This window comes from Pseudomonas sp. ok266, from assembly GCF_900110195.1.
Classification (GTDB): domain Bacteria; phylum Pseudomonadota; class Gammaproteobacteria; order Pseudomonadales; family Pseudomonadaceae; genus Aquipseudomonas; species Aquipseudomonas neuropathica.
This window is the reverse complement of sequence record NZ_FOCU01000001.1, coordinates 228154-242330: the sequence shown is the minus strand read 5'-3', so window position 1 is coordinate 242330 and position 14177 is coordinate 228154. Positions and strand designations below refer to the sequence as shown.

General features: G+C 60.0%; 12 protein-coding genes. 3 read left to right on the top strand and 9 right to left on the bottom strand.

Annotated features, from left to right (window positions below; genetic code table 11):
- Positions 1-76: 76 nt before the first annotated feature.
- The 4 genes from pstA to BMY54_RS01115 all read right to left on the bottom strand — a co-directional run bounded on the left by pstA (position 77) and on the right by BMY54_RS01115 (position 6753).
- Positions 77-1747 carry a phosphate ABC transporter permease PstA gene (pstA, locus tag BMY54_RS01130; protein WP_093429625.1) on the bottom strand — a complete coding sequence of 557 codons (1671 nt, stop codon included), beginning with the start codon at positions 1745-1747 and terminating at the stop codon, positions 77-79.
- A 16-nt stretch (positions 1748-1763) separates the two neighbouring features.
- Positions 1764-3797: an ABC transporter permease subunit gene (locus tag BMY54_RS01125; protein ID WP_175559543.1), complete on the bottom strand. Its 2034-nt coding sequence runs from the start codon at positions 3795-3797 to the stop codon at positions 1764-1766.
- 422 nt (positions 3798-4219) lie between these two features.
- Positions 4220-5221 (bottom strand): phosphate ABC transporter substrate-binding protein PstS, encoded by a 1002-nt coding sequence (locus BMY54_RS01120; RefSeq protein WP_054048327.1) that lies wholly within the window; start codon positions 5219-5221, stop codon positions 4220-4222.
- A gap of 233 nt (positions 5222-5454) precedes the next feature.
- Positions 5455-6753 (bottom strand): MFS transporter, encoded by a 1299-nt coding sequence (locus BMY54_RS01115; protein ID WP_093429623.1) that lies wholly within the window; start codon positions 6751-6753, stop codon positions 5455-5457.
- A gap of 376 nt (positions 6754-7129) precedes the next feature.
- Here BMY54_RS01115 and BMY54_RS01110 point away from each other — a divergent pair, with 376 nt between their 5' ends.
- Together BMY54_RS01110 and BMY54_RS01105 are read left to right on the top strand one after the other, a co-directional pair.
- On the top strand, positions 7130-7534 hold the full coding sequence (locus BMY54_RS01110; RefSeq protein WP_003229628.1) for an acyl-CoA thioesterase: 405 nt from the start codon (positions 7130-7132) through the stop codon (positions 7532-7534).
- 57 nt (positions 7535-7591) lie between these two features.
- Positions 7592-8491, top strand: a complete 900-nt coding sequence (locus BMY54_RS01105) for a D-hexose-6-phosphate mutarotase (protein ID WP_093429622.1) — start codon at positions 7592-7594, stop codon at positions 8489-8491.
- Between the two features lie 125 nt (positions 8492-8616).
- Here the strand turns inward: BMY54_RS01105 and BMY54_RS01100 are convergent, their stop codons facing one another.
- From BMY54_RS01100 to BMY54_RS01080, 5 genes are all read right to left on the bottom strand, one after another.
- Positions 8617-9153, bottom strand: coding sequence for a DUF3299 domain-containing protein (locus tag BMY54_RS01100; protein ID WP_007920225.1), 537 nt, complete (start codon positions 9151-9153; stop codon positions 8617-8619).
- Positions 9154-9246: 93 nt separating this feature from the next.
- On the bottom strand, positions 9247-9492 hold the full coding sequence (locus BMY54_RS01095; protein WP_003229635.1) for a GlsB/YeaQ/YmgE family stress response membrane protein: 246 nt from the start codon (positions 9490-9492) through the stop codon (positions 9247-9249).
- A 110-nt stretch (positions 9493-9602) separates the two neighbouring features.
- Positions 9603-10685, bottom strand: a complete 1083-nt coding sequence (locus BMY54_RS01090) for a 5-(carboxyamino)imidazole ribonucleotide synthase (protein WP_047596872.1) — start codon at positions 10683-10685, stop codon at positions 9603-9605.
- A 10-nt stretch (positions 10686-10695) separates the two neighbouring features.
- Positions 10696-11187, bottom strand: coding sequence for a 5-(carboxyamino)imidazole ribonucleotide mutase (gene purE / locus BMY54_RS01085; protein WP_085579114.1), 492 nt, complete (start codon positions 11185-11187; stop codon positions 10696-10698).
- A gap of 331 nt (positions 11188-11518) precedes the next feature.
- On the bottom strand, positions 11519-12427 hold the full coding sequence (locus tag BMY54_RS01080) for a LysR substrate-binding domain-containing protein (protein WP_093429621.1): 909 nt from the start codon (positions 12425-12427) through the stop codon (positions 11519-11521).
- Positions 12428-12607: 180 nt separating this feature from the next.
- On the opposite strand from BMY54_RS01080, the gene BMY54_RS01075 reads away from it, so the two are divergent.
- Positions 12608-14032: an aspartate ammonia-lyase gene (locus BMY54_RS01075; RefSeq protein WP_093429620.1), complete on the top strand. Its 1425-nt coding sequence runs from the start codon at positions 12608-12610 to the stop codon at positions 14030-14032.
- The last annotated feature ends 145 nt before the right edge of the window (positions 14033-14177 follow it).

Genomic DNA, 14177 nt, shown 5'->3' with positions numbered 1-14177 from the left:
GCTTGCTCGCGAAGGGGCCCTCACGGCCGCCAAAAGCTTCGCGAGCAAGCTCGCTCCCACAGGGTTCGCGTCGTCCTTAGCTATCCAGTGCTTTGTATTTTTCGCGCAGGTGGTTGCGGATATACACCGCCGACAGGTTCAACGTCGCGATCACCAGTACCAGCAACAGCGCCGTGGCATACACCAGCGGACGCGCCGCTTCGACGTTCGGGCTCTGGAAGCCGACGTCATAGATGTGGAAGCCCAAGTGCATGATCTTCTGATCCAGGTGCAGGTACGGGTAGTTGCCGTCCACCGGCAGCGACGGCGCCAGTTTCACCACACCCACCAGCATCAGCGGCGCCACTTCACCGGCGGCGCGGGCCACGGCGAGGATCATGCCGGTCATCATTGCCGGGCTGGCCATCGGGATGACGATCTTCCACAAGGTTTCAGCCTTGGTCGCGCCGAGGGCCAACGAGCCTTCACGCACGGTACGCGGAATACGTGCCAGACCTTCTTCAGTCGCGACGATCACCACCGGCACCGCCAGCAGCGCCAGGGTCAGCGAGGCCCAGAGCAGACCCGGTGTACCGAAGGTCGGCGCCGGCAGTGCTTCGGGGAAGAACAAGCGGTCGACCGAACCACCGAGTACGTAAACGAAGAAGCCCAGACCGAACACGCCGTAAACGATCGCCGGAACGCCGGCGAGGTTGTTCACCGCGATACGGATGATCCGCGTCAGGGTGTTCTGCTTGGCGTATTCACGCAGGTACACCGCCGCCAGCACACCAAACGGGGTGACGATCATCGCCATGATCAGGGTCATCATCACGGTGCCGAAGATCGCCGGGAAGATCCCGCCTTCGGTGTTCGCTTCACGCGGGTCGTCCGAAAGGAATTCCCAGATCTTGCTGAAGTAGAAACCGAGCTTGGTAAAGGTGCTCATCGCGTTCGGCTGGTAAGCGTGAACCACTTTGCCCAGGCCGATTTCAATCTCTTTGCCGTTGGCGTCACGTGCGGTCAAGGCATCACGGTTGAACTGCGCATGCAGATCGGCCAGACGTGCTTCGATGTCCTGATAACGCGCATTCAGTTCGGCACGCTCGGACTCCATGTCCGCCTGCGCGGTGGCGTCGAGCTTGCCTTCCAGTTCCAGTTTTCGACCGTGCAGACGGATGCGTTCCAGCCCTGCGTTGATTGCACCGATGTCGGTCTTTTCCAACGACTTCAGTTGCGCCGCCAGACCGTTCACACGGTTGATCCGCGCTTGCAACTCTGGCCATGCCGCCTCGCCTTCGGCGATGACTTTGCCGTCCTGTTTGACGTTGACCAGGTAGCCGTAGAAGTTGCCCCACTCGCGACGTTCGATCGCCATCAGCTCCGGCGGCGTGGTCTGGTTGGTCAGCCACTCGCCGACGATCCAGGTAAAGTCGTTGCCGTTCAGGTCACGGTTGCCGACCTTGATCAGCTCACGGGTCATGAATTCCGGACCTGCATCAGGCACCGGCAAACCGGCGCTCTTCAGACGGGCACGGGGCACTTCTTCTTTCTGCACCACTTCACCGACGACCAGGTGATTGGCCTGACCCGGTACGTCGTAATTGGCGTGGACCAGGTCCGCCGGCCAAAAGTGACCCAGACCGCGCACGGCAATCACCGCCAGCAGGCCAATGGTCATGATGACCGCGATGGACACCGCGCCACCGCTGATCCAGACGCCCGGGGCGCCGCTCTTGAACCATCCTTTCAGGGAGTTCTGTTTCACAGACTTCTACCTTTGCTTAAAGCGACGAGTATTTCTTGCGCAGACGCTGACGAATCAGTTCTGCCAGGGTGTTCATGACGAAGGTGAACAACAGCAGCACCAGCGCCGAGAGGAACAGCACGCGGTAGTGGCTGCCGCCGACTTCCGACTCGGGCATTTCCACCGCGACGTTGGCCGCCAGAGTGCGCAGGCCTTCGAACAGGTTCATTTCCATAACCGGGGTGTTACCGGTGGCCATCAACACGATCATGGTTTCGCCGACCGCACGGCCCATGCCGATCATCAGCGCCGAGAAGATCCCCGGACTGGCAGTCAGGATCACCACGCGGGTCATGGTCTGCCACGGCGTGGCACCCAGCGCCAGCGAACCAAGGGTCAGGCCGCGCGGCACACTGAACACGGCGTCTTCAGCGATCGAGTAAATGTTCGGAATCACCGCGAAACCCATGGCCAGACCGACCACCAGAGCGTTGCGCTGGTCGTAGGTAATGCCCAGGTCGTGGGAGATCCACATGCGCATGTCACCGCCGAAGAACCAGTTCTCCATGAACGGGCTCATGTACAGCGACAACCAACCCACAAACAGGATCACCGGAATCAGCAGCGCACTTTCCCAACCGTCCGGGACTTTCAGGCGGATCGATTCAGGCAGGCGGCTGAAGGTGAAACCGGCGACCAGAATGCCGATCGGCAGCAACATCAACAGGCTGAAGATGCCCGGCAGATGCCCTTCGACATATGGCGCGAGGAACAGCCCGGCGAAGAAACCGAGGATCACCGTCGGCATCGCTTCCATCAGCTCGATCACCGGTTTGACCTTGCGGCGCATGCCCGGGGCCATGAAGTACGCGGTGTAGATCGCAGCGGCAACGGCCAGTGGAGCAGCGAGCAGCATGGCGTAGAACGCAGCTTTCAGAGTGCCGAAGGTCAGTGGCGACAGACTCAGTTTCGGTTCGAAATCGGTGTTGGCCGCGGTCGATTGCCAGACGTATTTAGGCTCGTCGTAGTTCTCGTACCAGACCTTGCTCCACAGCGCGCTCCAGGAAACTTCCGGGTGCGGGTTGTCGAGCAGTAATGGTTGCAGCTTGCCGCCGGCTTCGACGATCACGCGGTTGGCACGCGGCGACAGACCGAACAAGCCTTGACCTTCTACCACTTGATCGACCAGCAAGGTGCGATGCGCGGTGCTGTGGAACACGCCAAGCTTGCCGCTAGCATCCAGAGCAAGGAAGCCCTTGCGACGCTCTTCGGCAGTGATTTCAACGATCGGCGTGGTGCCCATCTGGAAAGTTCGAATCTGCTTCAGGCGCAGCTCACCATCGGTGTCACGGGCCATGAACCACTGGGCCAGACCACCCTTGGAGTCGCCGACGATCAGCGAGATACCACCGACCAGTTGCGTGGTCGCAGTGACTTCGGCGTCAGCGTTTTCCAGCAGTTTGTAGCGACCGTTGAGGCTCTTGTCGCGCAGGCTGAACACATCGGCCTGAGCGCGACCGTTGACCACGTACAGCCACTGCTGGCGCGGGTCGACGAAGATGTTTTTCACCGGCTCGGTCATTTGCGGCAGATCGATACGCTTCTGCTCGTTGGTGACTTCGCCAGTCATCATGTTTTCTTCGCTGGTCAGCGACAGCACGTTGAGTTGCGAACCGGTCGAACCGACCAGCATCAACGTCGTGTCGGTGGCGTTCAGGCTGACATGCTCCAGCGCGCCGCCGGCTTCGTTCAGCGCGATCGGCGTCTCGCCGTACGGATACTCGATGGCCGGGCTGATGGTTTTCTTGCCATCGGGGTAGCTGACTTTATAGGTGTGACGGAACACCAGCGCCTGACCGTTGGACAGACCCACGGCCACCAGCGGATGGCCCGGCTGATCTTCACCAATAGAAGTCACGGTTGCGCCGGCTGGCACTGGCAGATCGACGCGCTTCAGTTCAGCGCCACTGTCGATGTCAAAAAACAATGCCTGGCCCTTGTCGGAAACGCGCATGGCCACCTGATTCTGCTCTTCGAGCGAAATCATCAGCGGCTTGCCGGCGTCCTGCATCCAGGCTGGGGTGATCGAGTCTTTCGCAGTCAGGTCGGCACCCTGGAACAGCGGCGCCACCACGTAGGCGAGGAAGAAGAAGATCAGGGTGATGGCTGCCAGCACCGCGAGACCGCCAACGAGGACGTACCAGCGGGTGAAGCGATCCTTGAGCGCGCGAATGCGGCGCTTGCGTTGCAGCTCAGGCGTATTGAAATCAATGCGCTTGGGAGGATTAGTAGTCATGTGGGAATTGGCCAGATCATTCATGCGCTCACCCTAGCGATCCTGTATGACAGAAAGATGACAATGCAGTGACGCAGCAAATCCACCGCCAGCGGGACTGGCAGGGGATCAAAAATTTGAGGTGTGTAAAAGGCCGGTCTGCGCGCAGATCCGGCCTTTTACATGAGTCCGGTGGGGTTCACTCTGGACTCAATTTGTTACTTTTTTGCGACTTCAGCGCCGCCTTCCTGCAGACCCAGGTCAGCCAGTGCTTTTGCAGCAACCTTGGCTGGCAGTGGGATGTAGCCGTCTTTCACTACCACTTCCTGGCCCTGCTTCGACAGCACCAGTTTCACGAACTCAGCTTCCAGCGGAGCCAAAGGCTTGTTCGGGGCTTTGTTGACGTACACGTAGAGGAAACGCGACAGCGGGTACTTGCCGTTCAGGGCGTTTTCTTCGCTGTCTTCGATGAACTCGGTGCTGCCCTTCTTCGACAGAGCAACGGTCTTCACGCTAGCGGTCTTGTAGCCGATGCCCGAGTAACCGATGCCGTTCAGCGAGGAGCTGATCGACTGCACAACCGACGCCGAACCTGGTTGTTCGTTGACGTTTGGTTTGTAGTCGCCTTTGCACAGGGCTTCTTCTTTGAAGTAGCCGTAGGTGCCGGATACCGAGTTACGGCCGAACAGTTGCACTGGCTTGTTGGCCAGGTCGCCGGTCACGCCCAGGTCGCCCCAGGTTTTCACGTCGGTTTTGGCGCCGCACAGGCGGGTGGACGAGAAGATCGCGTCAACCTGTTCCATGGTCAGGTGCTGGATCGGGTTGTCCTTGTGCACGAACACTGCCAGGGCATCCACGGCAACCGGAATAGCGGTTGGCTTGTAGCCATACTTCTGCTCGAAGGCCGCCAGTTCTGTGTCCTTCATCTTGCGGCTCATCGGGCCCAGGTTGGAGGTGCCTTCAGTCAGCGCAGGTGGCGCAGTGGCGGAGCCAGCGGCCTGAATCTGGATGTTTACGTTCGGGTATTCTTTTTTGTAGTTCTCAGCCCAGAGGGTCATGAGGTTGGCCAGGGTATCGGAACCGACGCTGGACAGGTTGCCCGACACACCAGTGGTCTTGGTGTAGCTCGGGATAGCAGGGTCAACAGCGGCGAACGCGTTGGCAGTCGCAACGCCAGCAGCGACAAAAGTCATTGCCGCCATCAAACGCTTCAGTTTCATGCCTTACTCCTAGCAGATAGGGTGTGTTAAGTCGGGGCCAAGTATCAGCAGGCCGTGTGAACACTCTATGGCTGAAATATGACAATTGGATGAAAGGCCAGCATCGAGGTTTTACTGAATGATTCGTGGTGCCCCCATTCGCGAGCAGGCTCGCTCCCACAGTTGAAATGCATTCCAAATGTGGGAGCGAGCCTGCTCGCGAAAGGGACGGTACTGCTGAAGGAAATTCCGGATCAGCGCCCCTTCTTCCACAGCCACGCCCCGACCAGAATCCCCATCGCGCACAGCACCGCCACATAGTAGGCAGGGCCCATCGCACTTTCTTTCAGCAGCAGGCTGACCACCATCGGCGTCAACCCACCAAAGATCGCGTAAGCCACGTTGTACGAGAACGACAACCCGCTGAAGCGCACCACCGGCGGAAATGCTTTAACCATCACATACGGCACCGCACCAATCGTGCCGACCAGAAAACCGGTCAGCGCGTACAGCGGAAACAGCCAGTTCGGATGATCGGCGAGGCTGTGATAGAACGTCCACGAGCTGATCAGCAAGCCCAGGCAACCGAACACAAACACGCGGCCGGCCCCAAAGCGATCTGCCAGTGCGCCGGAAATGATGCAGCCGATGCTCAGGAACACAATCGCCAGACTGTTCGATTGCAACGACTCGGTCGGCGAAAAGTGATAGACCGTTTGCAGCACGGTCGGGGTCATCAGGATCACCACAACGATCCCGGCCGACAGCAACCAGGTCAGCAGCATCGAGATCGCAATCGCCCCGCGATGATCACGCAGCACTGCGCGCAGAGGCACTTCTTCAGCCAAGGCTTTACGCAGTTGCAGCTCGGCGAATACCGGGGTTTCGTGCAGCCAGCGTCGCAAGTAAACCGAGAACAGGCCGAACACACCGCCCAGCAGGAATGGAATACGCCAGGCGTAATCGGATACTTCCGCCGGCGTATAAATGCTGTTGATCGCGGTGGCGACCAGCGAGCCGAGCAAAATGCCGGCGGTCAGGCCGCTGGTGAGGGTGCCGCAGGCGTAACCCATGTGCTTTTGCGGTACGTGTTCGGAAACGAAGACCCACGCGCCCGGTACTTCGCCACCAATCGCCGCGCCCTGAATGACCCGCATCAATAGAAGAAGGATCGGCGCCCACAGGCCGATCTGCGCGTAGGTTGGCAGCAGACCCATGATCAGGGTCGGCACGGCCATCATGAAAATGCTCAGGGTGAACATCTTCTTGCGCCCCAGCAGGTCGCCGAAGTGCGCCATGACGATGCCGCCCAGCGGTCGCGCCAGATAGCCGGCGGCGAAAATGCCGAAGGTCTGCATCAGGCGCAGCCACTCGGGCATGTCGGCGGGGAAGAACAGCTTGCCGACCACGGTGGCGAAGAAAACGAAGATGATGAAATCGTAGAACTCCAGCGCGCCACCGAGGGCGGACAGCGACAGAGTCTTGTAGTCATTGCGGGTTAACGGTCGTGCGGGTTGCTCGGGCTGCGCGAGGCTCGAAGGCGCTGTGGTCATGGCAAGGGCTTCTCTTATAGTCGGATCTGCCGCCACAACAACGCTGGCGGTGGCTTGGGCAGGTTCGGCACCATAGCAAATTGTTCGAAAAAGCACATAGAGGTGCGTATTTGACGGTCGAAATGAGAACCGGATGGTCGTCGCGGAGTCTACCGACCGATATACTCGCAACCTGCTCCGGTTTGTAGGGGGTTGCTGTGCGAAAACGTCGTTGGCCCGGCCTTTGCTCGGGATTAGCCGGTTTCGCAGAGTTTCTCCTTAGGCGCCTGATGGAAAACGTGACGAACGTAGTATGTTCGGTGCTGAATCGTTTTTCCCGAAGACGGCTACCACCAGCAATACCAACGAAGAGTCACGGGTCAGAGGCACCCCCGGCATGATAGAGCTCGAACAAGAAGATCCGATCCCGCAAGGCGACCTGGCCCTGCAAATCACCGCACTCCCACGCGAAACCAACGGCTTTGGCGATATTTTCGGCGGCTGGCTGGTGGCACAGATGGATTTGGCCGGCACCGCAATGGCCAGCCGTGTCGCTGGCGGACGCGTCGCCACCGTCGCCATCGACCGCATGGCGTTCCTCGTGCCTGTGGCTGTCGGCGCGCAATTGTCCTTTTATACCCAGACCCTGGAAATCGGCCGCAGCTCGATCCAAATGATGGTCGAAGTGTGGAGCGACGACCCGTTGTCCAGCGAGTGGCGTAAAGTCACCGAAGCGGTCTTCGTCTTCGTCGCCATCGACGGCAGCGGCCGCACTCGCTCGGTTCCACCACGCGCGCGTTAAACATCGTCGCCGTTTTACGGTCGATAGTTGTCCTTGTTACTGATCGAGAGCTGTCCCATGAACACGCCCAACGTTGAAGCCGTGAAACTGGATGAACTGAACTGCTGGCGTATCCGCCACGGTCAGGCCGAAGTGCTGGTGGCCCAGCAAGGCGCGCACATCCTCAGTTATCAGATCGATGGCCAGCCGCCGATCATCTGGCTCAATGACAAGGCCGAGTTCAAGACCGGCAAAAGCATCCGCGCCGGTGTACCGGTGTGCTGGCCGTGGTTCGGCAAGTTCGAGCGCAACCCGCAGAGCGTGCAGGCCATGTTTACCGGTGAGCAACCGGCTCCCGCGCACGGTCTGGTGCGGGCGATGGATTGGGAGCTGGGCGGCATCGAATCGGAGGCTGACGGCGTCAAGGTCGAATTCAAGCTGCCCTACCCCGAAGGTGGTTTGCCGGGCTGGCCACATCAGGTCGATCTGACCCTGACCCTGCATTTGTCCGAGCAACTGAGTTTCAGCCTGACCAGCCATAACCGTGGCAGTGACAGCGTCAGCCTGAGCCAGGCGCTGCACACTTACTTCGCGGTCAGTGACGTGCGCAATGTGCATGTTGATGGCGTGGATGGTTTGAATTACATCGAGACGCTGGATGACTGGAAAACCACCAGTCAGCAAGGCGATCTGCATTTTGCCGGAGAGGCCGACCGCATCTACCTCGATGCTCCGCCACAGCTGAGCATTGTCGATCCAACGTGGGAACGACGCATTGTGCTGACGGCTACCGGTTCGCGCACGGCGGTGATCTGGAACCCGTGGATCGACCGTGCCGCCGCGCTGGCCGACATGGATAACGATGGCTGGCAGCGCATGCTGTGCATCGAGACGGCGAATGTGATGGATGACGTGGTTACGCTGGCACCGGGTGCGAGCCATACCATGGGTGTTAGCGTCGGCAGCCAACCGCTTTAAGACGCGCCGCAATACGAAATGTGGGAGCGAGCTTGCTCGCGAAGGCGTTGTATCAGTCAACATTCAAATGTCTGACACACCGCTTTCGCGAGCAGTCTCGCTCCCACCATTGTTTTGTATAGGTCCTACAGATCAGATTCCTGCACCACCCGCACCTTGTCCGCTTCCAGCGCATACGCCGCATCGGCCAGATCATTGCTGACCTTCTCGACCTTCAGCGTGCCGGTCACCCACAGCGGCGTGTAGATATCGTCCAGCTTCAAGCCTTTCGGATAACGCACCAGCACCAGTTGATTTGGTGGCGGTGGCGGCACATGGATGCACGCGCCCGGGTACGGCACGAGGAAGAACAGCGTGCTGCGACCCTTGGCGTCTGATTCCAGCGGCACCGGATAACCACCGATGCGGATGTGCTTGTCGTTCATCGACGCCACGGTTTTGGTCGAATACATCACTGCCGGCAGACCTTTGGCCTGCTTCATCCCGCCCTTCTCGGTGAAGGTGCCGGTGGCTTCCGGGGAGTTGTGGTCGATTTCAGGCATGGCCTCGAGGGCCTTTTGGTCCGACTTGGGCATCAATTCGAGCCAGTCGGTTTCCGGCAGTTCGCCGGCGTGGGCCAAACCGCTGCCCAGGAAAAGGAGAGTCAACAAAAGACGGCGCATGAAGGTGCTCGGTATAGAAGGGAAAGAACAGTAAATCGCCGAGCATTCTAGCCCTCCCGGCCACTTTGGCAGAGAGGGCTTTGTCGCTTTGGATCAGTTCTTTTTGATCAGGCCGTAGATCACCAGCAACACGATCGCGCCGACCAGTGCGCCGATGAAGCCTGCGCCCTGACCTGCCTGATAGATGCCCAAGGCCTGGCCGCCGTAGGTGGCTGCCAGCGAACCGCCGATACCGAGCAGGATGGTCATGATCCAGCCCATGCTGTCATCGCCCGGTTTCAGGAACCGCGCCAGCAGGCCGACGATCAAGCCGATAAAGATGGTTCCGATAATTCCCATGGCATTTCCCTCTGAATAGTAGATATGCGAAGCCTAGTCAGACTTTAGCATCCTGCCATCAGAGAACGGCGGCACCTGAATGGTTCCGCCGCTGGCACATGAAACTGTCGTTACTCAGCGATCAACGCTTCGACCTTGACGATCTGCGCCTGCAGCGTGGCCATGTCGGCGCAGCGCAGGTTGGCGTGACCGACCTTGCGCCCGGCCTTGAAGGCCTTGCCGTAGTGATGCAGATGGCAGTCTTCGATAGCGATGACTTTCTCAACCGGCGGTACAACACCGATGAAGTTAAGCATCGCGCTCTCGCCGACTTTGGCCGTCGAGCCCAGCGGCAGGCCGGCAACGGCGCGCAGATGGTTTTCGAACTGGCTGCACTCGGCGCCTTCGGTGGTCCAGTGCCCGGAGTTGTGCACGCGCGGGGCGATTTCGTTGGCCTTGAGGCCACCGTCGACTTCAAAGAACTCGAACGCCATGACGCCGACGTAGTCGAGTTGCTTGAGCACGCGGCTCGAGTAGTCTTCGGCCAGCGCCTGCAACGGGTGATCGGTACTGGCCACCGACAGCTTGAGGATGCCGCTGTCGTGGGTGTTGTGCACCAGAGGATAGAACTTCGTTTCACCATCGCGGGCACGCACGGCGATCAGCGAGACTTCACCGGTGAACGGCACAAAGCCTTCCAGCAGGCAGGCAACGCTGCCCAGCTCGGCGAAAGTGCCGACCACGTCTTCCGGCTTGCGCAGGACTTTCTGGCCCTTGCCGTCATAACCCAGGGTGCGGGTTTTCAGCACGGCCGGCAGACCGATCGAAGCCACCGCAGCGTCCAGATCGGCTTGCGACTGAATGTCAGCGAAAGCCGGAGTCGGGATGCCCAGGTCCTTGAACATGCTCTTTTCGAACCAGCGGTCGCGAGCGATGCGCAGGGCTTCGGCACTCGGGTAGACCGGGACGAATTGCGACAGGAATGCCACGGTTTCGGCCGGGACGCTTTCGAACTCGAAGGTCACCAGATCGACTTCATCGGCGAGTTGGCGCAGATGATCCTGATCGCCGTAATCGGCCCGCAGGTGTTCGCCCAGCGCAGCGGCGCAAGCGTCCGGCGCAGGGTCGAGAAAAGCGAAGTTCATGCCCAGCGGCGTACCCGCCAGAGCCAACATGCGACCCAACTGGCCGCCACCGATTACACCGATCTTCATCTCAACAACCTCAGGCAATACGTGGGTCTGGATTGTCCAGGACGCTGTCTGTCTGCTCGGCACGGAAGGTTTTCAGTACCGCGTGGAACTGCGGATGCTTGGCGCCGAGGATGCTCGCCGAGAGCAGGGCAGCGTTGATCGCGCCGGCCTTGCCGATGGCCAGGGTGGCGACCGGAACGCCCGCTGGCATCTGCACGATCGACAGCAGCGAGTCAACGCCCGAGAGCATGGCCGACTGCACCGGCACACCCAGCACCGGCAGGTGGGTCTTGGCCGCACACATGCCTGGCAAGTGGGCTGCGCCACCGGCACCGGCGATGATCACCTCGATGCCACGACCTTCAGCCTCTTCGGCGTACTGGAACAGCAGATCCGGGGTGCGGTGGGCAGAGACCACTTTGACCTCGTACGGGATGCCGAGCTTTTCCAGCATATCGGCGGTGTGGCTAAGGGTGGACCAATCGGACTTGGAGCCCATGATCACGCCAACCAGTGCACTCATCGTCGCGCCTCTTCTCTCTGGAGCGCCCGCAGGCGCGTCATAAAACAACAAGCCACGCAGGTTGCGTGGCTTGATTGTACGAAAAATGGCCGGACGTGCCGGCCGAAGGCCGCGCAGTATACCGCAAAGAAAGCAATAAACAGCCCCCCGCACGACCATCTGTCATCTGCCGCAAATGCCCGGTTTTATTGACTTGAAGGTCAGCGACAGAACACCGCAAATCCCCTGTAGGAGTGAGCCTGCTCGCGATGGCGGTGTATCAGTCACATCATCGTTGAATGTGCAGACGCTATCGCGAGCAGGCTCACTCCTACAAGGGGGCCGCGTAGGCTCAGGAAGCTTGGGCAGCGCCACCCTCGAGCTTGCGCCACAGCAGGCGTACGTTGGCTTTGCGTACCAAGGCGCAGCGGTAGAGGCGAATTTCCAGCGGCACATGCCATTGCGGGCCGCCGCAGACCACCAGCTCGCCACGAGCCAGCTCAGCACGCACGCTCAATTGCGGTACCCAGGCGATACCCAGGCCTTCCAGTGCCATGCTTTTCAGACTGTCAGCCATCGCCGTTTCGTAAATAGTGGTGAAACGCAGCTGACGCTGACGCAGCAAACCATTCACCGAACGCCCGAGAAACGCACCGGCGCTATACGCCAGCAACGGCACGCTCGCATCACCTTCGAGATCGAACAGGGGCTTGCCCTCGGCATCCGCCGCACACACAGGGAGCATTTCCGTCTGGCCCAAATGCAATGAAGGGAAAATCTCCGGGTCCATCTGCATTGCCGCATCCGGATCGTAGAACGCCAGCATCAAATCACAGCCACCTTCGCGCAACGCATGCACCGCATCGCCGACGTTGGTTGCAACCAATCGGGTGGCGATGTTCAACCCTTCATTACGCAACTGCGCGATCCAGCGCGGGAAGAAACCCAGCGCCAAGGAGTGAGCGGCAGCGACCTGCATCACTTCGCCCTGCCCGCCTTCCAGATGATGCAGATGGCGTAGCACTTCACCGAGCTGTTCAACCACCGTGCGCGCGGTCACCAGAAACAACTGCCCCGCTGCCGTCAGTTCGATCGGCGTGCGCGAGCGATTGACCAGAGTAAGCCCCAGCGCAGCCTCCAGACTGCGAATCCGTCGGCTGAACGCCGGCTGGGTCACGAAGCGCCGTTCGGCCGCCTGCGAAAAGCTGCGGGTGGCGGCCAGAGCACTGAAGTCCTCGAGCCATTTGCTTTCCAGATTCATCACGTCCTCCAGGACACGCACCAAAACAGGTCACACGTCTGCCGCGCACGCGGCGTCACACGGGCATTATGCCGAATGTGCATAGGGCAGTGCTGAACAGCATTGGCCCAAAATTTCCCACAAGCCTAGCATTCGCAGCGTTCCGGCACAGACCGGGTCCATATCGAGATGATTTCTATCATGTCCTCCGCTGCATCTTTCCGCACAGAAAACGACCTGCTTGGCGCCCTCGAAGTACCGGCTCAAGCGTATTACGGCATCCAGACCCTGCGAGCGGTGAACAACTTCCGTCTCTCCGGCGTTCCGATTTCGCATTACCCGAAACTGGTTGTCGGCCTGGCGATGGTCAAACAGGCCGCCGCTGACGCCAACCGCGAGTTGGGTCACCTGAGCGAAGCCAAGTACGCTGCCATCAGCGAAGCCTGTGCCCGATTGATCCGCGGTGATTTCCACGAAGAGTTCGTGGTCGACATGATTCAAGGTGGCGCCGGTACTTCCACCAACATGAACGCCAACGAAGTGATCGCCAACATTGCTCTGGAAGCAATGGGTCACCAGAAAGGCGAGTACCAGTACCTGCACCCGAACGACGACGTCAACATGGCGCAGTCGACCAACGACGCCTACCCAACGGCGATCCGCCTAGGTCTGCTGCTCGGTCACGACACCCTGCTGGCCAGCCTCGACAGCCTGATTCAGGCGTTCGCGGCCAAGGGCAAAGAATTCGATCACGTCCTGAAAATGGGCCGTACCCAGCTGCAAGATGCCGTGCCGATGACCCTCGGCCAGGAATTCCGCGCGTTCGCCACCACCATGGGCGAAGACCTGGCGCGTCTGAAGTCGCTGGCCCCGGAACTGCTGACTGAAGTGAACCTGGGCGGCACCGCGATCGGTACCGGCATCAACGCCGACCCGCGTTATCAAGCGCTGGCTGTACAGCGTCTGGCCCTGATCAGCGGTCAACCGGTAGTGCCGGCGGCCGACCTGATCGAAGCGACTTCCGACATGGGCGCCTTCGTGCTGTTCTCCGGCATGCTCAAGCGCACCGCGGTCAAACTGTCGAAGATCTGCAACGACCTGCGCCTGCTGTCCAGCGGCCCACGCACCGGCATCAACGAAATCAACCTGCCAGCGCGTCAGCCAGGCAGCTCGATCATGCCCGGCAAGGTCAACCCGGTAATCCCGGAAGCCGTGAATCAGGTGGCGTTCCAGGTCATCGGTAACGACCTGGCGCTGACCATGGCAGCCGAAGGCGGCCAACTGCAGTTGAACGTGATGGAGCCACTGATCGCCTTCAAGATCTTCGACTCGATCCGCCTGCTGCAACGCGCCATGGACATGCTGCGCGAGCACTGCATCGTCGGCATCACCGCCAACGAAGCGCGCTGCCGCGAACTGGTCGAGCACTCGATCGGTCTGGTCACCGCACTGAACCCGTACATCGGCTACAAAAACGCCACCCGTATTGCCGGCCTCGCCCTTGAAAGCGGCCGCGGCGTACTGGAACTGGTGCGCGAAGAAGGTCTGCTCGACGAAGCCATGCTCGCCGACATTCTGCGCCCGGAAAACATGATTGCTCCGCGTCTGGTTCCGCTTAAAGCCTGAGCCGACGCGTAGTTTGTAGCACCGCTCACCAGGTCGAGGGACTAGACACCTCTCACCTTTTGAGGGCTTGGGGATTTGTCCCCAAGCCCTTTTTTTTAACTTTCTGACCCTGAGACCCGTATGTCTGGGGACTGAACAATGGGGG

What these genes read in the sequence shown, in the direction of transcription:
- BMY54_RS01125 (WP_175559543.1), bottom strand. Translation starts at nt 3,797, where the DNA reads ATGCAGGACGCCGGCAAGCCGCTGATGATTTCGCTCGAAGAGCAGAAT.
- BMY54_RS01120 (WP_054048327.1), bottom strand. Translation starts at nt 5,221, where the DNA reads ATGAAACTGAAGCGTTTGATGGCGGCAATGACTTTTGTCGCTGCTGGC.
- BMY54_RS01115 (WP_093429623.1), bottom strand. Translation starts at nt 6,753, where the DNA reads ATGACCACAGCGCCTTCGAGCCTCGCGCAGCCCGAGCAACCCGCACGA.
- BMY54_RS01110 (WP_003229628.1), top strand. Translation starts at nt 7,130, where the DNA reads ATGATAGAGCTCGAACAAGAAGATCCGATCCCGCAAGGCGACCTGGCC.
- BMY54_RS01105 (WP_093429622.1), top strand. Translation starts at nt 7,592, where the DNA reads ATGAACACGCCCAACGTTGAAGCCGTGAAACTGGATGAACTGAACTGC.
- BMY54_RS01100 (WP_007920225.1), bottom strand. Translation starts at nt 9,153, where the DNA reads ATGCGCCGTCTTTTGTTGACTCTCCTTTTCCTGGGCAGCGGTTTGGCC.
- BMY54_RS01095 (WP_003229635.1), bottom strand. Translation starts at nt 9,492, where the DNA reads ATGGGAATTATCGGAACCATCTTTATCGGCTTGATCGTCGGCCTGCTG.
- BMY54_RS01090 (WP_047596872.1), bottom strand. Translation starts at nt 10,685, where the DNA reads ATGAAGATCGGTGTAATCGGTGGCGGCCAGTTGGGTCGCATGTTGGCT.
- purE (WP_085579114.1), bottom strand. Translation starts at nt 11,187, where the DNA reads ATGAGTGCACTGGTTGGCGTGATCATGGGCTCCAAGTCCGATTGGTCC.
- BMY54_RS01080 (WP_093429621.1), bottom strand. Translation starts at nt 12,427, where the DNA reads ATGAATCTGGAAAGCAAATGGCTCGAGGACTTCAGTGCTCTGGCCGCC.
- BMY54_RS01075 (WP_093429620.1), top strand. Translation starts at nt 12,608, where the DNA reads ATGTCCTCCGCTGCATCTTTCCGCACAGAAAACGACCTGCTTGGCGCC.